Origin of the sequence: Castellaniella sp. (assembly GCF_049671645.1) — a bacterium.
In the GTDB taxonomy this organism is placed as follows: domain Bacteria; phylum Pseudomonadota; class Gammaproteobacteria; order Burkholderiales; family Burkholderiaceae_B; genus Castellaniella.
This window is the reverse complement of record NZ_JBATVG010000023.1, coordinates 22,811-43,935: the sequence shown is the minus strand read 5'-3', so window position 1 is coordinate 43,935 and position 21,125 is coordinate 22,811. Positions and strand designations below refer to the sequence as shown.

At 64.8% G+C, this 21,125-nt stretch carries 17 protein-coding genes; 10 read left to right on the top strand and 7 right to left on the bottom strand.

The genetic code is table 11. The features are described 5' to 3' along the window. Window positions 1-49 precede the first annotated feature (49 nt). From kdpB to kdpF, 4 genes are all read right to left on the bottom strand, one after another. Complete coding sequence (kdpB, locus tag WBG56_RS11255) at window positions 50-2,131, bottom strand: potassium-transporting ATPase subunit KdpB (protein WP_424268302.1); 2,082 nt, start codon at window positions 2,129-2,131, stop codon at window positions 50-52. 14 nt (window positions 2,132-2,145) lie between these two features. Beyond that, the gene (gene kdpC / locus WBG56_RS11250; protein ID WP_424268300.1) at window positions 2,146-2,820 is read right to left on the bottom strand and encodes a potassium-transporting ATPase subunit KdpC; all 675 of its coding nucleotides are present in this window, start codon (window positions 2,818-2,820) and stop codon (window positions 2,146-2,148) included. Between the two features lie 12 nt (window positions 2,821-2,832). Further along, window positions 2,833-4,536, bottom strand: a complete 1,704-nt coding sequence (gene kdpA, locus WBG56_RS11245) for a potassium-transporting ATPase subunit KdpA (protein ID WP_424268298.1) — start codon at window positions 4,534-4,536, stop codon at window positions 2,833-2,835. Between the two features lie 133 nt (window positions 4,537-4,669). After that, window positions 4,670-4,765, bottom strand: a complete 96-nt coding sequence (gene kdpF / locus WBG56_RS11240; RefSeq protein ID WP_424268296.1) for a K(+)-transporting ATPase subunit F — start codon at window positions 4,763-4,765, stop codon at window positions 4,670-4,672. 276 nt (window positions 4,766-5,041) lie between these two features. On the opposite strand from kdpF, the gene WBG56_RS11235 reads away from it, so the two are divergent. Beyond that, entirely contained in the window at window positions 5,042-6,187 is a 1,146-nt protein-coding gene (locus WBG56_RS11235) for a 2-aminoethylphosphonate--pyruvate transaminase (RefSeq protein WP_424268294.1), read from the top strand. 42 nt (window positions 6,188-6,229) lie between these two features. Here the strand turns inward: WBG56_RS11235 and WBG56_RS11230 are convergent, their stop codons facing one another. Further along, on the bottom strand, window positions 6,230-7,144 hold the full coding sequence (locus WBG56_RS11230; protein WP_424268292.1) for a LysR substrate-binding domain-containing protein: 915 nt from the start codon (window positions 7,142-7,144) through the stop codon (window positions 6,230-6,232). Between the two features lie 161 nt (window positions 7,145-7,305). Here WBG56_RS11230 and WBG56_RS11225 point away from each other — a divergent pair, with 161 nt between their 5' ends. From WBG56_RS11225 to WBG56_RS11195, 7 genes are all read left to right on the top strand, one after another. Then, window positions 7,306-8,703 carry an amidase gene (locus WBG56_RS11225; protein WP_424268290.1) on the top strand — a complete coding sequence of 466 codons (1,398 nt, stop codon included), beginning with the start codon at window positions 7,306-7,308 and terminating at the stop codon, window positions 8,701-8,703. Window positions 8,704-8,769: 66 nt separating this feature from the next. Next, on the top strand, window positions 8,770-9,765 hold the full coding sequence (locus WBG56_RS11220; protein ID WP_424268288.1) for a TRAP transporter substrate-binding protein: 996 nt from the start codon (window positions 8,770-8,772) through the stop codon (window positions 9,763-9,765). Between the two features lie 24 nt (window positions 9,766-9,789). After that, window positions 9,790-10,302 (top strand): TRAP transporter small permease, encoded by a 513-nt coding sequence (locus WBG56_RS11215; protein WP_424268286.1) that lies wholly within the window; start codon window positions 9,790-9,792, stop codon window positions 10,300-10,302. A gap of 56 nt (window positions 10,303-10,358) precedes the next feature. Beyond that, window positions 10,359-11,633: a TRAP transporter large permease gene (locus WBG56_RS11210; protein ID WP_424268284.1), complete on the top strand. Its 1,275-nt coding sequence runs from the start codon at window positions 10,359-10,361 to the stop codon at window positions 11,631-11,633. Between the two features lie 58 nt (window positions 11,634-11,691). Further along, entirely contained in the window at window positions 11,692-12,462 is a 771-nt protein-coding gene (gene cnbZ, locus WBG56_RS11205) for a 2-amino-5-chloromuconate deaminase CnbZ (RefSeq protein ID WP_424268282.1), read from the top strand. Beyond that, window positions 12,462-13,466, top strand: a complete 1,005-nt coding sequence (locus WBG56_RS11200) for an asparaginase (RefSeq protein WP_424268280.1) — start codon at window positions 12,462-12,464, stop codon at window positions 13,464-13,466. Before cnbZ ends, WBG56_RS11200 begins: the two co-directional genes overlap by 1 nt. 35 nt (window positions 13,467-13,501) lie before the next feature. After that, window positions 13,502-14,587, top strand: a complete 1,086-nt coding sequence (locus WBG56_RS11195) for a tartrate dehydrogenase (RefSeq protein ID WP_424268278.1) — start codon at window positions 13,502-13,504, stop codon at window positions 14,585-14,587. Between the two features lie 67 nt (window positions 14,588-14,654). Here the strand turns inward: WBG56_RS11195 and WBG56_RS11190 are convergent, their stop codons facing one another. Next, a complete protein-coding gene (locus WBG56_RS11190; protein WP_424268276.1) occupies window positions 14,655-15,749 on the bottom strand; it encodes a YncE family protein in 1,095 nt (364 codons plus the stop codon). A gap of 175 nt (window positions 15,750-15,924) precedes the next feature. Here WBG56_RS11190 and WBG56_RS11185 point away from each other — a divergent pair, with 175 nt between their 5' ends. Further along, window positions 15,925-18,084, top strand: a complete 2,160-nt coding sequence (locus tag WBG56_RS11185; protein WP_424268786.1) for a TonB-dependent receptor — start codon at window positions 15,925-15,927, stop codon at window positions 18,082-18,084. Between the two features lie 84 nt (window positions 18,085-18,168). Here WBG56_RS11185 and WBG56_RS11180 read toward each other — a convergent pair whose 3' ends face one another. After that, on the bottom strand, window positions 18,169-18,657 hold the full coding sequence (locus WBG56_RS11180) for a GAF domain-containing protein (protein WP_424268274.1): 489 nt from the start codon (window positions 18,655-18,657) through the stop codon (window positions 18,169-18,171). Window positions 18,658-18,856: 199 nt separating this feature from the next. Between WBG56_RS11180 and WBG56_RS11175 the strand changes: the two genes are divergently transcribed. Further along, window positions 18,857-21,121 carry a putative bifunctional diguanylate cyclase/phosphodiesterase gene (locus WBG56_RS11175; RefSeq protein ID WP_424268272.1) on the top strand — a complete coding sequence of 755 codons (2,265 nt, stop codon included), beginning with the start codon at window positions 18,857-18,859 and terminating at the stop codon, window positions 21,119-21,121. Window positions 21,122-21,125 lie beyond the last annotated feature (4 nt).

Sequence of the window (21,125 nt, the reverse complement as noted above, 5' to 3'; positions counted from 1 at the left end):
TGTCCTGTGGCAACAGGCTGGGAAAGATAAAGATCATGTTACGCCGGTCTCAGAAAAAGGGGGTCAGCAGCAGATCGATCAGCTTGATGCCGATGAACGGGGCGATCAGTCCTCCCAATCCGTAGATCAGCAGGTTGCGCGTCAGCAACCTGCTGGCGGGCTCGGCCCGGTACTTGACGCCGCGCAAGGCCAGCGGGATGAGGGCGACGATGATCAATGCATTGAAGACCACGGCCGACAGGATGGCGGAAGCCGGACTGTGCAGGCGCATGATGTTCAACGCCTCCAGGGCTGGATACGTGGCGACGAAGGCGGCCGGGACGATGGCGAAATATTTCGCCAGATCGTTGGCGACGCTGAACGTCGTCAGCGCGCCGCGCGTCATGATCATCTGCTTGCCGACTTCAACGACTCGCAACAGCTTCGTGGGGTTGCTGTCCAGATCGACCATGTTGCCGGCTTCCTTGGCCGCTTGGGTGCCGGTGTTCATGGCGACGGCCACGTCCGCCTGGGCCAGGGCCGGGGCGTCGTTGGTGCCGTCTCCCGTCATGGCGACCAGCCGGCCTTCGGCCTGGTACTGGCGGATGAGCCGAAGCTTGTCTTCCGGCGTTGCTTCGGCCAGGTAGTCGTCCACGCCCGCTTCGGCGGCGATGGCCGCCGCGGTGAGTTTGTTGTCACCCGTGATCATGACGGTCCTGATGCCCATGCCGCGCAATTCGGCGAAGCGTTCCCTGATGCCGCCTTTGATGATGTCCTTCAATTCCACGACGCCCAGGACGCGGGCGCCTTCGGCGACGGCCAGCGGCGTGCCGCCATTGCGGGCGATGTCGGCGACCGTCCGGGCGACTTCGTCGGGGAATTCCCCGCCCAGTTGCTCGACGTGGGACTGGATCGCGGACGCGGCGCCTTTGCGCAGCTGGCGCCCGTCGATGTCCAGGCCGCTCATGCGGGTCCGTGCGCTGAAGGCGATGACTTGGGCGTCCCGCAGCGCCCGTTCGCGCATGCCGAACATTTTCTTGGCCAGGATGACGATGGACCGGCCTTCGGGGGTTTTGTCCGCCAGGGACGCTTGTTGCGCGGCGTCGGCCAGTGCGCGCTCGGACACGCCGGCGGCCGGATGGAAATGGGTCGCCTCGCGGTTGCCCAGGGTGATCGTGCCGGTCTTGTCCAGCAGCAGAACATCGACGTCTCCCGCAGCCTCGATCGCGCGTCCGGACGTGGCCAGGACGTTGGCCCGCATCATGCGGCCCATGCCCGCGATGCCGATGGCCGACAGCAGCGCTCCGATGGTGGTCGGGATCAGGCAGACCAGCAACGCGATCAAGACCGTCAGGCTGGCGCTGCGGCCCGTGCCGTTCAGCAGCGCGCTGAAGCCGGAAAATGGCAGCAGTGTGGCGCACACCAGCAGAAAGATCAGGGTCAGGGCCACCAGCAGGATCGTCAGGGCGATCTCATTGGGCGTCTTGCCGCGTTTCGCGCCCTCGACCATGGCGATCATCCGGTCCAGGAAGGCTTCCCCCGGCCTGGCGGTGACGCGCACGATGATCCAGTCCGACAGCACGCGTGTGCCGCCTGTCACGGTACTGAAATCTCCGCCCGATTCGCGGATCACCGGCGCCGACTCGCCCGTGATGGCCGATTCGTCCACAGAGGCCGCACCCGCGGTCACTTCTCCGTCGGCCGGGATGATCTCGCCCGCGTTGATCCGCACGTATGCCCCGATAGGCAGTTCGTTGCTGGGGGCGTACCAGACGGCGCTGTCGGTCGAGGGTTCCCGCAGCACGCGGGCCTTGACGGTCTGGCGGGTGGCGCGCAGGGCCTCCGCATGTGCCTTGCCGCGCCCCTCTGCCAGCGCCTCGGCGCCGTTGGCGAACAGGACAGTGAACCAGAGCCAGGCGGCAATGGCCAGGATGAAGCCCGCAGGCGCATCGCCCCCGCCCGACAAGGCCTGGATCCAGAGCAGTGTCGTGATGATGCTGCCGAGGTACACGACGAACATCACCGGATTCTTCATCTGCGTCCGGGGGGCCAGCTTGCGCAGCGCCTCGGCGGCGATCGATGTCCAGGGAATCGGCCCGGAGGCGTCGTTCGGACGTTGTGCTTGCTGTGTAATGATTTCTGCGCGCGACATGGCGATACCTGCGATCAGTGTGGCGCCCGGGTGGATGGCCAGGCCTCATCCAGGGCGATGTTCAGTTCAAGGACGTTGATGCGCGGTTCGCCCAGCACCCCTATCTGGCGCGCGGCGACGTGCCGTTGCATGAGGGCAAGGACTTCCCGCTCGGGGAGCGCGCGGGCCTTGGCGACGCGTGCGACCTGCAGCCGCGCATTGGCGGGCGAAATGTCCGGGTCCAGTCCGGATGCCGAGGCCGTGACGGCATCCACCGGCACGATCGCCGTCGCGGGCAGGCCGTTCTCCCGACGATAGGCCGCGGCTCTGGCGGCCACGTCGGTGAGCAGCGTGTTGTTCAGTGCTCCCAGATTGCTGGCGTTGCTGGCTGCGGCGTTGTAGGGTTGGCCGGTCATCCGCGCCGGCTTGGCCGGGTCTGCGCCCAGGGTGACGCTGGGTCGGCCGTGGAAGTATTCCGGGCGGATGAAAGACTGTCCGACCAGGCGGGATCCCAGCGGCCTGCCGTCCTGTTTGATCAGGCTGCCTTGGGCCTGTCCGGGGAATAGGGCCTGAGCGACCTCCGTCGTCACCAGGGGATAGGCGATGCCCGTGACCACCATGAAGAACACGGCGGATGACAGAGCGGGGCGGAGGATGCCCCGATATGCGGAGGATGTCGCGCCGGCTGCTTTCGTTGTCGTGTGGTTCATGTGTCGGCCTTTTCAGAAGGTCTTGCCCGTCAGCATCAGCAACTGTTCGGCGATGGGGCCTAGCGCCAGGGAGGGCAGGAAGGTCAGTCCGCCGACGGTTAACGACACGAAGACCAGCAGCCCGGTGAACAGCGGGGTCGCGGTCGGCAGGGTGCCGGGACCTTCCGGGATGTTCTTCTTGGCGGCCAGCGCCCCGGCGACCGCCAGCATGGGCAATAAAGTCAGGTAGCGGCCCGCCAGCATGGCAAGCCCGATCGTGGTGTTGAAGAATGGCGTATCGGCATTCAGGCCGGCGAAGGCCGATCCGTTATTGGCTGTGCCCGAGGCGTAGGCATACAGCACTTCGCTGAAGCCGTGCGGTCCCAGGTTGGACAGGCTGGCGAGGGTGGAGGGCATGAGGCAGGCGATGGCCGTGAATCCCAGAATGCAGAATGCGTGGACCAGCATGGCGAGCATGACGCACTTCATCTCCCTGGCTTCGATCTTCCGACCCAGGAATTCCGGAGTCCGGCCGATCATCATGCCCGCGAGGAATACGGTCAGGATCGCGTAGGCGATCAGGTTGATGAGCCCGACGCCGTCGCCGCCGAAGCCGCTGTTGAGCATCATCTGGGACAGCGGCGCCAGCCCGCCCAGGGGGGTCAGGGAGTCATGCATGGCATCCACGGAGCCCGTGGTGGTGGCGGTCGTGGCCGTCACGAACAGACTGGTCTGCGCGATGCCGAAGCGCAGCTCCTTGCCTTCCATATTGCCGCCGGCCTGCAGGGCGGTCTGGGTTTGACCGATGCCTGTGGCCGCCAGCAGCGGGTTGCCGGCCTGTTCCGCGCTGTAGACCACCGCGAGGAATCCCGCGAACATGATCAGGCATGCAGCGAAGAATGCCCAGCCCTGGCGGCGGCGCAGCGTCACGAGGCCGAAAGTACAGGTCAGCGCCGATGGGATCAGCAGCATGGCGAGAATATGCAGTGTGTTGGTCAGCGGGGTCGGGTTCTCGAAGGGGTGCGCCGCGTTCATCGAAAAGAACCCGCCCCCGTTGGTGCCGATGTGCTTGATGGCTTCCAGACTGGCGACCGGGCCCGTGATGATCTGCTGCCGGGCGCCTTCGAGCGTGGTTGCGATGACATCGGCGCCCAGTGTCTGCGGGACGCCTTGCCAGACGTAGATCAGCGCCAGGGCGAAGCACAGGGGCAGCAGCAGGCGGTAGATCACCCGGGTGAAATCGACCCAGTAGTTGCCGATGTCCGCCGTCTCCCGGCGGCTCAGTCCCCGGATGAAGCCGCCCGCGGCGGCGATGCCGGTGGCCGCGCCGGCGGTCATCAGGAAGGTGATGACCGCCATCTGGGAAAAATTGGACAGGCTCGATTCGCCCGCGTAGGCCTGCCAGTTCGTATTGGTGATGAATGAGACCGCCGTGTTGAATGCCAGATCGGGTGGTTGGGACGCGCGGGCCAGGGGGTCTCCGGGTAGGTACTGCTGCAGGCGCAGGAACAGATAGCCCAGCAGCATCATGGCGGCGTTGCTGAGCAGCAGCGCCATGCCGTAGCGCCGCCACGTCATTTTCTCGGCGGGGTCCACGCCGAGCGCGCGATAGGTCCCGCGCTCGATGAGCCAGTGCGTCGGGGCGGTGAAGAGGCGTGCCATCCATGTGCCCAGGACTATGGCCAGGACGGCCATGATTGCCAGGACGATGGCGAACTGCATGATGGCGTCGATCATGTCGGTCCCTGTCAGATGTGCTCGAGGCCGATGATGAAGCCCGCGATCAGCCCGAACGAGATGAGCGTCACAGCGACGAATAAAAGATCGCCCATGGGGCTTCCTCAACGATGTGGTGGCCGCGGTCCGGCGGTCAGAATTTTTCGGGCCGGATCAGGGCGAAGAACAGGTAGACGCACAATCCGAGGGATACGGCGCCGATCAGGATGTTCAGTGTGTTGACGCTCATGGTGGGCTCCTGGTTGACGCTTCAAAGTCTAGGGAGCGGTGCGTAAAATCGGTGTTGTATTTCTATGCGCGGGTATAAAAGCGGCATATAAATCGCGGCTGCGATTCCATGCCCGCGCGCCCTGTCCGGCTCTTTTCACAAGCCTGTCACATTCGATCCCTAGAATCCTTCCCGCAACCTGCTCGAACCGGCCCGACCGGCCGGTGGCGGCGCCGGTCCCGAGCGCCCGATGCAGGCCTTTATGCGAGATGACTATTGAGATCTGGATCGAATGCCATGCGTGAACCGATTGTGCTGACCCCCGGGCCGCTGGGCACCAGCCTGGCCACCAAGACCGCCATGCTGAGCGACTGGGGCTCGCGGGATGGCGCTTTCAATGCCCTGACGGCCAAGGTCTGCCGCCAGTTGGTGGCGATTGCCGGAGCGCAGGCCACTCACGTCTGTGTGCCCTTGCAGGGCTCGGGGACGTTCGCCGTCGAGGCGGCTGTGGGCAATCTGGTGCCGCGCGGCGGCAAGCTGCTGGTGCTGGTCAATGGCGCTTACGGCAAGCGTATGGCGCGTATTGCCGGGGCCATCGGCCGCCGGGTGGCGGTCTACGAGGTGGCGGAGGCTGTGCGTCACGATCCGGCGGAGGTCGCTGCGCGGCTGGCCGCCGACCCGACCATTACCCACGTCGGGATCGTCCAGTGCGAAACCAGTACGGGCATCCTGAATCCGGTGGCGGCCGTCGCGCGCGTGGTGGCGCAAGCCGGCCGGCGCCTGATCGTCGATGCCATGAGCGCCTTTGGCGCCCTGCCGCTGGATGCCCGCGACGTGCCCTACGATGCCTTGATCGCGTCCAGCAACCAATGCCTGGAAGGCGTGCCCGGCGTGGGTTTCGTGATCGTGCGCCATGAATCCCTGATGGCGGCGGAGGGCAACAGCCATTCCCTGGCCCTGGATCTGGTGGATCAGTACCGGTATCTGCGACGGACCGGGCAGTGGCGCTTCACGCCGCCCACCCATGTGGTGGCGGCGTTTGCCAGCGCGCTGGATCAGTATCGTGACGAGGGCGGGCAGCCCGCCCGGTTGGCCCGCTATGCCGCCAACTGCGCCACCCTGTGCGCGGGTCTGGAAGACCTGGGGCTGCGGCGGTTCCTGGCGGCCGATTTCCAGGCGCCGGTCATCGTCACCTGGCATGCTCCCGACCACCCGGAATATGATTTCAAGCGGTTCTATGAAGCCGTGCGGGCGCGGGGATTTCTTGTGCATCCCGGCAAGCTGGCGCGGGCCGAAACTTTCCGCGTCGGCTGCATCGGCGCCATCGATCGGACCGAGGTCCGTCAGGCTGTGGCCGCCATCCGGGCCGCGTTGCTGGAGCTGGGATGGTTGTCCGAACTGGAGATTGCCCGCCCCCCGGCAATCCGCCACGCGGCGGCCTGATGCCTGCGCATGCGATTCTTGTGGTCGGCGGGTTCGGGAACGTCAGCTGCCCCTGGCGGGCGCGTGTTCGGCAAAGTAAGCCTGCAAGTGTTCGATGCAGACCTTGATTTTCGCTGAGTTGCCCAACCGCTGGGGATAGACGGCCCAGATCCCGGCATCCTGGCGGTAGCCTGGCAGCAGGTGGACTAGCTGGCCCGTCTGGAGATGCTTGCGGGCGTCCCAGACGGAACGCAGGATGATGCCGTGTCCTTCCAGTGCCCAGGCCAGCGCGATTTCGCCGTTGTTGGTGATCAAGGAACCGCTGACTTTCACATTGGTCGTCACGTCTCTGCGTGACAGCGCCCAGATGCCCACCGGGTGGTCGCGCTCGCGCACGATCAGGCAGTTGTGGTCGGGCAGATCCCGCAGTTTCCGAGGGGCGCCGTGCCGTTCCAGGTAGGCGGGCGCGGCGCACAGGATGCGGTGGTTGGCCGCCAGGGGGCGGGCAATGTAGTTGGGGTCGATCAGGTCCCCGATGCGGATGTCCAGGTCGTATTGTTCCTTGGTCATGTTGACCAGCTGGTCCAGGACGTCCAGCTTGATCTGAATGGCGGGGTAGCGCAGGGAAAAGCTGGCCAGCGCCGGCGTGACGACCTGGCGCCCGAACCCCATGCTGGTTGAAATGCGCAGCAGGCCCTTTGGGGCCTCCTTGAATTGGGCCATGCGGTCGTGCAGATGTTCAACGTCCTGAAGAATCCGCAGCGCCATGTCGTAAGCCTGTTCGCCTTGTTCGGTCAGCGTGACCTGACGCGTGGTGCGGTGGAACAGCAGCGTATCCAGTTCCGATTCCAGCAGCTTGATGTGCTTGGTCACGTAGGCGGGCGAGATGCCGATCATCCGGGCGGCTTGCGAGAAGTTTTCGTATTGGGCTGCTTCGCAAAAAACTCTCAGGCTGTCGATCGTCAGGTTTTCTTTCATGATTGGTAAAAACTGTTTTCACTGAAAGGGAATTGTAGGCCGAACTCCTTCCCAATAGACTTCCCCATTCAAAACGATCTGTCGCCTGGAATCACGCGGAAATGCGTGGCCCGCGGCGCAGGAATACCGGGACGGGCTGTTCGTCCGGATAGGGGGGATACATGGAGCTGAGGCGGCTCTCTCTGAGGCAATTGCACGATGGGCTGCGTGGCGGCGAATACTCGGCCGCGGAGCTGGCGCAGGCCTGCCAGGAAAACTACCGACGGCACGAACCGGCGCTGAATGCCTACAAGACCTGGAACGGCGACGAGGCGCTGGAGACGGCCGGCCTGGCGGATCGGATGCTGGAACGCGGCGCCGACCTGGGGGCGCTGATGGGCGTGCCCGTGTCGGTCAAGGATCTGTTCGCCGTCCGGGGGCTGCCCACCTTTGCGGGCTCGGTCGAGCCCCTGGGGCCGTCCTGGGAGCAGCCCGGGCCGTTGGCTGGAATCCTCGAACGTCAGTTGGCCCCGGTCATGGGCAAGACGCATACCGTCGAATTCGCCTTTGGCGGCATTGGGGTGAATGCGCATTGGGGCACTCCCCGCAATCCCTGGGATGTCCGGGAACATCGCATTCCGGGCGGCTCCAGCTCCGGGGCCGGCGTTTCGCTGGCCCAGGGGTCGGCGTTGCTGGCCTTGGGGACGGATACGGCGGGGTCCGTGCGGATCCCGGCTTCCGTGACGGGGCAGGCTGGCCTGAAACTGACGCATGGCCGCTGGCCCGGCGACGGGATCGTGCCCTTGTCTCCCAGCCTGGACACGCCGGGCCTCCTGGCCCGCTCGGTCGAGGATCTGGCGTTCGCGTTCCAGGCGATCGAAAAGGCCCGGTGCGGGGTGTCGCCGTCCGTCCGCGCGGCGGACTCGGTGGCTGGCCTGCGCCTGGGCCGGGTGGACCGGTTTTTCCTGGATGGGGCCGATACGTCGATCGTGGAGGTCTTTGACCAAGCCTTGCAACGCCTGTCGACGGCCGGCGCGCGCGTGGGCGGTACGGGGCTTCCCGGCTGTCACGAGGCCTATGCCATCTTTCAGCAGGGCGGGCTGGCCGCGCCCGAATTCTGCGCGTTCCTGAAGGCGGAACTGCCCGGGCGGATGGAGCGTCTGGATCCCGTGGTGCGGCTGCGCGTCGAGGGCGCCGAAACGCTGTCTTCCGTCGATTATCTGTTGCGCGCCCATGCCCTGCGGCAGTCGGCCCGGCAGGCACTGGGCGCGTTTGACGCGGTCGACGTCCTGGTGACGCCCACTGTCGCGATCGCACCGCCTCGCCTGGCGGATATTCAGGCCCAGGACGCCTATCGCCACGCCAACATGATGGTGCTGCGCAATACCAGCATCGCCAATCTTCTGGGTCTGTGCGCCGTGACGCTGCCGGTGGGACTGGATGCGCTGGGCCTGCCGGTGGGCCTGCAGCTGATGGCGCCGCCGCATGCCGAAGCGCAATTGCTGGCCGCCGCGCTGAGCATCGAATCCTGTCTGGGCAAGCCTGTCGATGTATTGGGATGTCCCGATTTTTTGCTGTGATCATGCGCCTCGTGCAGGCCGCGCCATGGGTGGCGGGGTCAAGCGGGGCATCAAAGGAGTGAGACTATGAATATTTCCCCCATTGGAAAGCTTTCCCTCGGTATCGCGGGAGCCCTGCTGAGCGCTTCGTTTGCTCACGCGGCGGACTACAGCTTCACGTTCGCCCACGTGTTGACCGACCAGACGCCCAATGCCCGGGCGGCGGTCAAGTTCAAGGAAGAAGTCGAGAAAAATTCGCAGGGCCGCATCGAAATCAACATCCGTCCGGCGGCTCAGCTGGGCGGCGACGTCGAGATCATCGAGCAGACCCAGATGGGGCTGGTGCAGATCGCCATTCCGCCGACCGGCAACCTGGCCAACTTCGAACCGAAGATGTTCCTGTTCGACCTGCCCTACCTGATGAAGGGCGATCAATCGATGAAGCAGCTGCTGGACGGCGACGTGGGCCGCGAACTGCTGGCCACCCTGGAAAAGAGCAACCTGCATGGCGTGAACTACTGGGGCGCGGGTTTTCGGAACATCACCAACAACGTCCGTGAAGTCAAGCAGCCCGACGATCTGAAGAACATCAAGATGCGGACTTTGCAGGCGCCGACCATCCTGTCCACATATCGGACCTGGGGCGCGAATCCGACCGCGATGGCTTATACCGAGGTCTACAACGGCTTGCAGCAGGGCGTGGTCGAGGGGCAGGAGAATCCGCTGGCCAACATCGACTCGATGAAGTTCTACGAGGTCCAGAAATACATGACCCTGACCGGCCATGCCTATCACACCTATGCGGCCGTGATGAACAAGGGGGCCTGGGAGTCCTTGCCCGACGACTTGAAGAAAGTCGTGTCCGACGCGTTCGACGTGGCTCGGGATCATGGCCGGGAACTGACGATTCAGGACGAGGCCCGCATCATCGAGAAGATCAAGGGCCAGATCAAGATCACCGAACTGAGCGACGAGGATCGCCAGAAATTCATCGAGCGTTCCGAGCCGATCTACAAGCAGTTCGAAGCCAACATCACGCCTGATCTGTTGCAGCGCGCGATCAAGGCTGCGGCCGTGAGCTGATTCCGTTCATCACAGGAGACCTCCATGCTTGCAGGAATCAATCGGTGCCTGGACAGGATCGAGTCATTCGCCATGATCGTCTTCATGCTGGTGGCGACTTTTGTCGCCATCATCCAGGTCATCGCGCGCTATGTGTTCAACAACTCGCTGTACTGGTCCGAGGAAACCGTGCTGTACGCGCTCATCATGATGAGCTTTCTGACCTGCAGCATGGGGGTCCGCTATGCCGCGCACATCTGCGTCGAGGTCCTGCCGCTGATGGTTGGCCCCCGGATGGCCCGGGTGCTGCAGTACCTGGCGAATGTGCTGGGCCTGATGTTCGCCGGCGTCCTGGTGTACTACGGCGCGCGGCTGGCCATCAATACTCTGAACATGAACCAGCTGTCGCCCGCCATGCGCATTCCGGTCGGGTACGTCTACATGGTGATCCCGGTGTCCGGCGCCTGCATGGGGCTGCGGTACCTGTGGATTCTGTGGTGCATGGCCAGCGGCAAGGAGTACCGGCCGCTGGTCATGGATATCAGCGCGGCCGCCTGACGGCGCGCTTCGCGCGCTGATCATCGACCCTAGATCCCATTCGATAGAGAATCCCCATGATTGCTGCTCTCGTTCCTATCTTCTTTGTCCTGTTGCTGTTCGGACTGCCGATTTTCGCGTCTTTGGCGTTCGCGGTTTCCCTGGCCCTGAAGGGCTTCGGCACGATCGATCCGCTGGTCGTGCCCCTGCGCATGTTCTCGGGGATGAACAATTTCTCCCTGATGTCGATTCCGTTCTTCATCCTGGCGGCCGAGCTGATGCGGATTGGCGGCCTGTCGGATCGACTGATCGGCCTGGCGCGCGCCTTGATCGGCTGGATGCCGGGGGGCATGGCGGCGGCCACCGTGCTGTCCTGCCTGTTCTTCGGCTCGATTTCCGGGTCAAGCCCGGCCACTGTGATCGCCATCGGCAGCATCATGTATCCCGCGCTGGTCGCGGCGGGCTACAACAAGTACTTTTCCATCGGCCTGATCACGACTGCCGGCACGCTGGGCCCGATCGTGCCGCCCAGCATCGCCCTGATCATCTATGGTTCGGTGACCGGGTCTTCCGTCGGCAAGCTGTTTGCCGCCGGGATCCTGCCCGCGATCCTGATCGCCACCCTGCTGATCGTGTATTGCTGCTGGTATGCCACGGTCAAGCGCTATCCGCGTGAATCCTTCCCGACCCTGCAGGAGATCTGGGAGGCGCTACGCCGGTCGCTGTGGGGGCTGGGGCTGCCCGTGGTGCTGCTGGGCGGGATCTACACCGGCCTGTTCACACCGACGGAGTCGGCCGCCGCGGCGTGCCTGTACGGCTGGTTCGTGGGGGCCATCATCTATCGCACCATTTCGATTCCCCAGTCGCTGACGATCCTGCGCAATACCGGCGTCCTGTCGGGCACCTTGCTGCTGATCACGGCGGGCGCATCGGCGTTTTCCTGGATCCTGGCCAGCACCGGGGCGCCCACGAAACTGGCGACGGAAGTCCTGTCGGGCACGAATTCCCCCATCGTCATCCTGATGCTGTTCAACGCCATCATGCTGGTGGCCGGAGCATTCCTGGACAGCGCGTCGGCCATCATCGTGCTTGCGCCGCTGATGCAGCCCATTGCCGCCCAGGTGGGGGTCGATGCCATTCATTTCGGCATCATCACGCTGGTGAACCTGTCGATCGGCATGCTGACCCCGCCCGTGGGCCTGAACCTGTTCGTTGCCATGGGGATCGCCAAAATGAGCCTGTTCGAGGTATTCCGGGCTGCGTTGCCGACCATCGCATTGATGTTCCTGGCGCTGATCGTGATTACGTACGTTCCGTGGTTCAGCACCGCCATTCCCAGCCTGTTGTATTGATGCGTAGCGCCGGGGGCCTCCTGGCCTTCCGGCATCCCTGATCTTGAGTGGAGAAGTCATGATGAAGGATCAAGCCGTTGTGTTCGCCCCGGGCAATTACCGCTATGTGCCCAGCGGCGTCATGCAGTATTCCGGCGGGGCCGCCGCCGAGCCGGGCTATACGATCCGGCGTGTTGTCTTTTCCCGTCCGGTGCCGCTGCTGGATGGCTTTGCCCGCATCCGGCAGGTCCTGGAATCCGAGGGGCGGCCGTTGACCGCCTTGTGCGGCTGCGAATTGCGCTCTCCGGGGCAGTTCAGCGAAGAAGGCTTTGCCAAGTTCAATGCCGAATATGTCGGCACCCTGCAGGCGTGGGGCATTGCGGACGACACGGTCAATCCCGTGCCGCGCAGCAATGTCTGCCCGGAAATCGATCCGCCCGCGCAGCCTTCTTTTTATGCCTTCAGCTACACAGCGCCGTCCTCCGAAGACGAACGGGCCTTTGTGATTGCCGGCAGCAGCGAAGTCCCTGAAGGGCACGCCAATTACAAGGATCACCTGATCGCCTATCAGGACATTTCGCCCGCAGGCATGCGCAAGAAAGCCCGCTGGGTGCTGGACGAGATGCAGCGCCGCATGGCGGTGCTGGGATACGAGTGGCAGGACTGCACCGGCACGCAGCTCTACATCATCCATGATCCCCATCCGTTCCTGGCGGATGAATTCGTGCGCCGAGGCGCGATGCGCTTGGGACTAAACTGGCACTTCGTGCGCCCGCCCGTCGTCGACATGGAATTTGAAATGGATTGCCGCCGGGTCCTGATCGAGCGCGTCTTGCCGGTGAGCTCTTGATGAAAAATGTGGTTGTGGTATCCACGGGCGGGACCATCGCCAGCCTGCCCGGCCCCGAAGGCCGCAATGTCGCCGGCGCCCTGTCCGGCCAGGCCTTGCTGGGCGGCGTGCCCGAGGCCGCCGACATCCGGGTCGAGGTCCGGTCACTGTTCCAGAAGCCCAGCAATGCGCTGACGCTGGATGATCTGCAGGTGTTGCGCGCGCAATGCCAGGCGCTGATCGACAGCGGGCGTGTGGATGGCATCGTGGTGACGCATGGCACCGACACGCTGGAAGACACGGCCTATTTCCTGGAAAGCAGCCTGCGCACGCGCCATGTCGTGGTCGTCGTGACGGGTTCGCAACGTGTGCCTCATGCGCCCGGCACGGATGCCTATCTGAATCTGCGTCATGCTTTGCGGGTGGCGGCTTCTGCGGATTGCAGCGGTCTGGGGGTGCTGGTGGTGTTCAACGAAACCATCCATGCCGCCGCCTTTGCGCGCAAGACCAGCAGTTTTCAGTTGAACGGCTTTGATTCGCCCGGCTTCGGCTGTCTCGGGTTCATCGACGATGATGCGGCGCTGGTCTACCAGCAGCCCCGGCGTCAGCCTTTGCTGCAGCCGCCGCCAGGGACATTGCCCGCTGTGGAGCTGCTGAGCGCGTGCCTGGGAGCCGGCCCGCTGGCGCTGCGGGCCTTGGTGGATGCGGGCGTGTCCGGCATCGTCCTGGAGGGCATCGGCCGGGGGCAGGTCCCGCCGGACTGGATGCCCGAAGTCCGCCGGGCCGTGGCTGCGGGCTGCGCGGTGCTGGTCTGCAGTTCCGCCCTGACCGGGCCCGTCCTGCCTTGTTATGAATATGCAGGTTCCTTGCATGACCTGCAGGCGGCCGGCGCCTTGGGGGTCAGCGGACTGTCGGGCCGCAAGGTTCGCCTGCGCCTGATGCTGGCCCTGGCTTGCCTGGGAGAAGAGCGCGATCGGGACGCTATTCGCCGCCTGTTTTCCTGGGGGGCGGATCGCTCCGCCTGACTCCTCGTTTTCACATTCAATGGATCGATCTCGCTATGCACACGTTCAAAATCGCAGTGATTCCGGGGGACGGAATCGGCAAGGAAGTCATGCCCGAAGCCCTGCGGGCGTTGGAAGTGCTGCAGCGCCGGCATGGCCTGTCGCTGCAGTATGAACACCTGGACTGGGCCTGCGCGGAGTATTGGCAGCGTCATGGCGATATGTTGCCGCCGGACTGGTTCGAACATCTGCAAGGCTTCGATGCCATTCTGTTCGGGGCGGTGGGCTGGCCCGACGTGCTCCCCGATCATGTGTCTTTATGGGGGTCGCTGCTGAAGTTCCGCCGGGGCTTCGATCAGTACATCAACCTGCGGCCCGTGCGCCAGATGCCGGGCGTGCCCGCCCCGCTGGCCGGGCGGCAGCCGGGGGACATCGATTTTCTGGTCGTGCGTGAAAACACCGAGGGCGAATACACCGATCTGGGCGGACGGATGTACGCGGGGACGGATCGTGAGATCGTCATCCAGGAAGCCGTTTTTTCCCGCCATGGCATTGATCGGGTGCTGAAGTATGCCTTCGATCTCGCCCAGCGGCGGCCGCGCCGCGCCCTGACCTCGGCGACGAAGTCCAATGGCATCGCCATCAGCATGCCGTATTGGGATGAACGCCTGGAAGCCATGGCCGCGCAGTATCCGGACGTGGCCTGGGACAAGCATCACATCGATATTCTGTGCGCGCGCTTCGTGCTGCAGCCGGAACGATTCGATGTGGTGGTGGCATCCAACCTGTTCGGGGATATTCTGTCCGACCTGGGGCCTGCCTGCACCGGCACCATCGGCATCGCGCCTTCGGCCAATCTGAATCCGGAACGCCGTTTCCCTTCGCTGTTCGAACCCGTGCACGGGTCGGCGCCCGACATCTACGGCCGGAACATCGCCAACCCGGTGGGCATGATCTGGTCCGCCGTCATGATGCTGGAATTCCTGGGGCAGCAGGACCCTGCATGCCAGACGGCCGCCGCCGAACTGATGGCGGCCATCGAACATATCCTGGAGCAGGGCCCGCGCACGCGCGATCTGGGCGGCTCCGCCAGCACTACCGAGATGGGCGCCGCCGTCGCCGAGCGCATCGGCGCGGCGTAAACCCGCCCCGGTGCGGCCGGCGGCATGAGCCCGCCTCTTGCGGCGGGCCTCATGGCGCCGGGCTTTGTCAGGGCAGGGCGATGCGGGCGATGCTGCCGGCGCCGCTGGCGGAATAATCCTTGTTGGGCGGTGTCTTGATGGTCACGTAGACCGCCTTGCGGTCCGGACCGATCAGGACGCTGTTGGGCATGGCCGGCAAGGCAAAGGTCCGGACGGTTTCCAGAGTGTTCGCATCGACGATGCTGAACGTGCCCGCTTGCCGGTGCGAGACATAGAGCCGATCCCGCTGCGCGTCGAACTGGATATCCAGGGAGTCGCCGAGTTTGTCGAGCCGGTTCGTCATCTTGCCCGTGCGCGTATCGAAGACCGCCACCGCCTTGCGCTTGGAGTTGTCCGTGACGTACAGGCGGTGGCGGGCCTTGTCCAGAGCCAGATTCAGCAGCAGCCATTCCTTGCCGTCGCCGGGCGTCCAGCGCTCGAGGATGCGACTCTCACGCGTGTCGATCACCAGGACTTCGCCGCCGCCGTTGGCGGCGTACAGGCGGTGCGTTTCGGGGTCCAGGAGCAGGCCGGTCACCCATTTGCCCGCGTTCTGTATCACGGACTTGACTTGCAGGGTGTCGGCGTCGATGTGCCAGATCACCCCGGGGTCGCCGACCCCGCCGACGTACAGCGCCTTTTGGGCCGCGTCGTAGATGACCTTGCGAGGACCATAGGCCGAGCCGTCCTTGCTGCGTTCGGTGAATTTCGTCCTCATCTTGATCCGACCGCTGGCCGTGTCCATGGCGCTGACGCTGGCGTCGAGGCTGTTGGTGATGAAGAGCGTCGTGCCCGACGGATTCATCGCCAGGCCGAAGTTCTTGTCGTCGGTATGCGTCATGCCCAGGGTCTGCAATGTTTCCGGGTCGAGCTTGTAGATGACGCCCCCCTGCGTGCCGGTTGTGGCTTCGGCGGAGGCGACGTAGAGCGCCCGGGTGGCGGGGCTGTAGGCGGCTTCGTAGATCCCCGGGGCGACAGGACGGCGCAGCGCGCCGTCGGCGGTGATCGTCACGGCCTGGACGGCGGACGAAGCGGGGGCCGCCTGGGCGGCGCCGCCCAGGGAGAAGGCCAGCGCCAGCGCGCCCAGAATGTATCGGGACGGCGGGATGATGTGAGAGGGCATGCGTGTTCTCGGTCAAAAGTTGGTTGCAATACTATACATGATTGAGTTCTAATAATTATGAGAATCATTATCAATATCTTCAATTCATCCTGAGGCGCTCCTGATCGATCGGACCGCCGCGGGTGGCTCTTCTCCGACGATTGGAATCCCGATGAATGTCTTGAAAGTCAGTGCGATGGCAGCCGCCATTTCATGCATGAGCGTGGGTGCGCATGCGCAACAAGCAGGGGAGGCGCCCGCAGCGGTGGATACCCTGGGTACGATTCGCGTCGAATCAAGCGCGGATGCGTCCGCGGGGGGCCTGTCGCCGGTGTACGCGGGCGGGCAGGTGGCGCGGGGCGGCCGCGCCGGCATCCTGGGCACTCGCGACTACATGGATACCCCGTTCAGCATCACCAGCTATACCAGCGAATTCATCCAGGACGTGCAGGCCCGCAGCGTGGGCGACGTGCTGCAGGCCGATCCGGGCGTGCGCGTGGCGCGCGGTTTCGGCAATTTCCAGGAAGCCTATTTCATTCGCGGCTTTCCGCTGGGTTCGGATGATACGGCCTACAACGGGCTGTACGGCGTTCTGCCGCGCCAGTACATTGCGACCGAATTGTTCGAACGGGTGGAAGTGCTGCGCGGGGCCTCGGCGTTTCTCAGCGGGGCCACGCCGGCCGGCGGCGGCGCGGGCGGCATGTTGAATCTGCTGCCCAAGCGGGCGGGCAATGAGCCCCTGACGCGGGTGTCGAGCGGTTGGAGCAGTGGCGGGCAGGGCAGCGCGGCGGTGGATATCAGCCGACGCTTCGGCGAGGGAGACCGCCTGGGCGTGCGGCTGAATGCGGCCCAGCATGGCGGCGGTTCGTCCGTGCATGACGAGCGCTCCAGCCTGAGCGTGGCATCGCTGGGCCTGGATTGGCGGGGAGACCGCCTGCGCCTGTCGGGCGACATCGGCTGGCAGGACAATCGGTTGAAGCGGACGCGGCCCAGCGTGACGTTGGCCGCCGGGGCCGAGGTGCCGGATGCGCCCGATGCCCGTACGAATTTCGCCCAGCCCTGGACGTATTCCAATGAACGGGACCTGTTCGGCACACTGCGCGGGGAATACGATATCACCGATTCAGTGACGGCCTGGGCGGCCTGGGGCATGCGACGCACGCACGAGGCAAATTCCCTGGCAGGATTGAAACTGACGGATAACGGGACGGGGGATGGCACATATTCCCGCTTCGATAATCGGCGGGATGATGTGATCCGCACAGGGGAAGTCGGCTTGCGCGGCAAACTGCGGACCGGCCCGGTGGGACACGAGTGGGTGGCGTCGGCTGCCTATTACCGAAAGGATGAGCACGGCGCTTATGCGCTGGGTGGTGGGGGGGCGTCGAATCTGTATCACCCCGTTGATGGGAGGCTGCCCTCCTTGACTTTCTTCGGCGGGGAGTTGACCGAGCCGGGGCTGGTCGGGCGCACGCGCCTTGCCAGCCTGGCCCTGGGCGACACACTGTCTTTCCTGGACGACCGTATCCAGATGACACTGGGCGCGCGTCAGCAGAAGCTGAGTTCCGAAAGCTACGACTACATCACCGGCGCCGCCAAGCCGGATGATTACTATGACGAAAGCCGCTTGTCGCCGGCCGTCGGCTTGAACGTGAGACTTGCGCCGGCATGGTCGATCTATGCCAATTACATCGAATCATTGGCGAAAGGCGATACGGTCGCGGACAAGGATGCCGCCAATTACGGGCAGACGTTCAAACCCTACGTGTCCAAGCAGAAGGAAATCGGCGTCAAGTACGACGGCGGCAGTCTGGGCGCCGGCTTGGCCTTCTTCACCACCGACCAGCCGCATACCGTCAAGAAGAATACGAGCAATGTCTACGTCCAGTCCGGCAAGGACCGCCACCGTGGGGTCGAGCTGACCGTCTTCGGCCAGGCGACGCGGGACGTGCGGGTGCTGGGCGGCGCGACTTGGCTGGACGCCAAGCAGATCGACACCGGGGATGCGGCCACGGACGGCAAGCGCACCATCGGCGTGCCGCGCCTGCAGGCCAATCTGGGCGCGGAATGGGATCTGCCCTGGGTGGACGGGCTGACGCTGGACGGCCGGGTGGTCTACACCGGCGCCACGTATGCCGACGCCGAGAACACGCAGGAAGTGCCCGGCTGGACACGCCTGGACGTGGGCCTGCGCTACCTGTGGGATGTCCAGGGCCGGCTGGTGACGCTGCGCGCCCGCGTGGACAATCTGATGGACCGCAATTATTGGGCTTCCGTAGGCGGGTATCCCGGCAGCGGGTATCTGGCCCTGGGCACCGGTCGCACGGTGTCGCTGAACGCCAGCATGGAGTTCTGATCGCGCTCGCGCCGCAGGCCCGCATAGGGTGGTCCTGCGGCCGCCCGTCGAACGCCGGGCGCGAGCCGCGTCGCGCGCCTCGCCTTAGCCCAGGTGTTCCATGAACACCCGGCAGATCGCCTCCATCCCGGCGCGGTCGTCTTCGTCGAAGCGGCCGGTCACGGGACTGTCCACGTCCCAGACGCCCAGCAGCGATCCATCGGCGCGCGTCAGCGGCACGACGATTTCGGATTGCGATGCCGAGTCGCAGGGAATGTGACCGTCGAATTGGTTCACGTCCTGCACGACCTGAGTCCGGCGGGTCCGGGCGGCAGTGCCGCAAACGCCCGACCCGATGGGAATGCGGATGCAGGCCGGCTTGCCCTGGAAGGGGCCGACGACCAGTTCCGTGCCGTCGAACAGGTAGAAACCCGCCCAGTTCAGTTGCGGCAGGCTGTGGAATACCAGCGCGCTGAAATTGGCCGCGTTGGCGATCAGATCGGGTTCGCCGGCGATCAGGTGCCGGGCCTGGTCCGCCAGACTGGCATAGTGGGCAGTCTTGCTGGCGAAGGTTTCGGGAGAGAGGTGGAACATGGATGCCTTCCGGGCGCGGTCGTTGATGGCGCCATTTTAGACCGCCGCCCGGGAACGGATCGGAGCAAGACTGTCCGTCGGGCGCGCGGGGCGGATGCCGCGGCCCGCAGGACTCTTCAGGCCCTATGGGTTTCCGTGTATATTGATCCATCTGTAGGCTTGGTCTGTTGCCGGGCCGGACTTGCACAAGGAAACCGCGTTGGCTGGTGCGTTGAGGCGTTTTTTCTCCGCAAGCCGTACCGACCCCCGCCTGGGCCTGCTGGGCAACCTGCGCCTGCGCCTGTTCATGGCGGTCCTGGCGACCGCCATCCCCATCATCGGCGGTCTGGGCTATTACGTCTGGCACCAGTACCAGGGCCTGATGCTCAGCAGCGAGCGCTCAGCCGAAAGCCTGGTGCAGGTGACGGCCGCCTACGACCGCACCTTGCTGAATGATGCCCGCGATGTGTTGCTGACCCTGTCGAATTCGCCCGTGCTGCGCGATGCCCGCTGGGACGAATGTCGTGGGTATTTCACATCCCTGGTGGCGCGTTTGCCACGCTATCTGAATCTGGGGGTCATCAGCGCGGATGGCCAACTCGTCTGTTCCGGCTTGCCGGACCCCGACCAAAAGGGTTCTTTCCTGGGCGATCGGCCTTATTTCCACGCAGCCATGGAACAGCCTGATGTGGTTCTGGGCGGTTTCATCATCGGGCGGATATCCGGGGTTCCCACGATGGTGCTGGCTGTCCGCGTATCGGGGCAGTCCGGAATCAGCGCGGGGGTCGTCTACACGGCGATGAATCTGGGCCATCTGCGGGCCGGGGCGGCTATTCCGGATTTGCTCCCGCAGGCCCGTCTGTGGGTCCTGGACCGCCAGGGCTACATACTGCAGCGCGTGCCGGGGGATTCCAGCCACCTGGGCGAGCGCCTGGACCCGTATCCCGCGCAGCGGACCGGTCTGCTGCGCAGCGCATATACCGATGCGGATAACGTGCGGTGGGTCGTGTATTCCGTGCCGGCCGGCCCCGTGGGAGACGCCCTGGGCCTGTCCGTGCGCTATGAAATTCCCGAGACGGCCCTGTATGCCGAAGCCCGGCGGGCGCTATGGACCGGTCTGGTGATCATGGGCCTGCTGCTGTGCGTCGCGCTGCTGGTGGCGGGGAATCTGATGCAGCGCGCCCTGGCGCATCAGGCTTCGCACGATTCCCTGACCAGTCTGCTGAACCGGGGCGACATGCTGCACCGCCTGCTGGTGAGAACGCAGCAAGGGCCGGACGCGCCCTGGACGCTGGTCATTTCCAACATCGACGGATTCAAGGAAGTCAACGGCGCGTTGGGGCATGACGTGGGCGATCGGCTGTTGCAGGCCGTGGCCCGCAGGTTCCGGGACTGTCTGGGCGATGCCTGTGTGCTGGCGCGGCTGGGCAGCGACGAATTCGCCTTTCTGCTGGATACGGCCGATCCGGCGCGGGCGGATGCCCAGGTTCGCGATCTGCTGGCGGCTATCCGTGAGCCCTTCATCGTGAATGCGCTGCAGGTGCGCATCAATTGCAGTTTCGGCCTGGCAGTCTACCCGGAGCATGCCCAGGCGCCCGATGAACTGATCCGCTGCGCGGATACCGCCATGCGCCGGGCCAAGCGCGAAGGCCTGGGGAGCGCGGTGTTCGATGTCCGGGATCGGGCCCAGGTGCAGGATCGCCAACTATTGAGGGCCGATTTGCGCGCCGCCCTGGCGCAGGGGCAATTCCTGCTGCACCTGCAGCCGAAAATCGCGCTGGGCAGCGATGCGCTGGTCCCTGGCACGCCGGTCGGGTTCGAGGCATTGGCGCGCTGGCAGCATCCGGAACGCGGCCTGGTGTCTCCTGCGCAATTCATCCCCGTCATCGAGGTCAGCGATCTGATACACCCGTTTACCCGCTGGGTCGTCGATCAGGCCGTGGCGGCGTGCGTGCGCTTGCAGGCGATTCACCCCGGGATCATCATGGCCGTCAATATTTCGGCCCGCAATCTGCTGGATGGAGACTTTCCGCAGCAGGTCGAAGACGCCCTGGCCCATCACAGCCTGGCCCCGTCCCTGCTGGAACTGGAAGTCACCGAAAGCGTCATCATGGCGGATCCCGCCCGATCCCTGCGCACGCTGTATGCCTTGCATGCCTTGGGTGTGCGGCTGTCCATCGACGACTTCGGGACGGGGTATTCTTCGTTTGCCTATCTGAACCGCCTGCCGGTCGATGCGCTCAAGATCGACCAGTCTTTCGTCGCAGGCATGGTGGGTGATGCGGATCTACGGGCCATCGTGCGCTCCATCATCGAAATGAGCCACACCCTGGGCCTGCAGGTGATCGCCGAAGGCATCGAGACCCGTGCCGTCCAGGACATGTTGCGCGACCTGGGCTGCGACGTGGGCCAGGGCTACGGAATCGGCCGTCCCATGCCGGAAGACCAGGCCGCGGCCTGGCTGCGGGACGCCATTGCCACTTGAAGGA

Bases quoted from the DNA above. Each gene is read 5' to 3' on its own strand.
- WBG56_RS11200 (WP_424268280.1), top strand. From the start codon at position 12,462: ATGAAAAATGTGGTTGTGGTATCCACGGGCGGGACCATCGCCAGCCTG.
- cnbZ (WP_424268282.1), top strand. From the start codon at position 11,692: ATGATGAAGGATCAAGCCGTTGTGTTCGCCCCGGGCAATTACCGCTAT.
- kdpF (WP_424268296.1), bottom strand. From the start codon at position 4,765: ATGAGCGTCAACACACTGAACATCCTGATCGGCGCCGTATCCCTCGGA.
- WBG56_RS11195 (WP_424268278.1), top strand. From the start codon at position 13,502: ATGCACACGTTCAAAATCGCAGTGATTCCGGGGGACGGAATCGGCAAG.
- kdpB (WP_424268302.1), bottom strand. From the start codon at position 2,131: ATGTCGCGCGCAGAAATCATTACACAGCAAGCACAACGTCCGAACGAC.
- WBG56_RS11180 (WP_424268274.1), bottom strand. From the start codon at position 18,657: ATGTTCCACCTCTCTCCCGAAACCTTCGCCAGCAAGACTGCCCACTAT.
- kdpC (WP_424268300.1), bottom strand. From the start codon at position 2,820: ATGAACCACACGACAACGAAAGCAGCCGGCGCGACATCCTCCGCATAT.
- WBG56_RS11230 (WP_424268292.1), bottom strand. From the start codon at position 7,144: ATGAAAGAAAACCTGACGATCGACAGCCTGAGAGTTTTTTGCGAAGCA.
- kdpA (WP_424268298.1), bottom strand. From the start codon at position 4,536: ATGATCGACGCCATCATGCAGTTCGCCATCGTCCTGGCAATCATGGCC.
- WBG56_RS11225 (WP_424268290.1), top strand. From the start codon at position 7,306: ATGGAGCTGAGGCGGCTCTCTCTGAGGCAATTGCACGATGGGCTGCGT.
- WBG56_RS11185 (WP_424268786.1), top strand. From the start codon at position 15,925: ATGGCAGCCGCCATTTCATGCATGAGCGTGGGTGCGCATGCGCAACAA.
- WBG56_RS11190 (WP_424268276.1), bottom strand. From the start codon at position 15,749: ATGCCCTCTCACATCATCCCGCCGTCCCGATACATTCTGGGCGCGCTG.
- WBG56_RS11210 (WP_424268284.1), top strand. From the start codon at position 10,359: ATGATTGCTGCTCTCGTTCCTATCTTCTTTGTCCTGTTGCTGTTCGGA.
- WBG56_RS11220 (WP_424268288.1), top strand. From the start codon at position 8,770: ATGAATATTTCCCCCATTGGAAAGCTTTCCCTCGGTATCGCGGGAGCC.
- WBG56_RS11235 (WP_424268294.1), top strand. From the start codon at position 5,042: ATGCGTGAACCGATTGTGCTGACCCCCGGGCCGCTGGGCACCAGCCTG.
- WBG56_RS11215 (WP_424268286.1), top strand. From the start codon at position 9,790: ATGCTTGCAGGAATCAATCGGTGCCTGGACAGGATCGAGTCATTCGCC.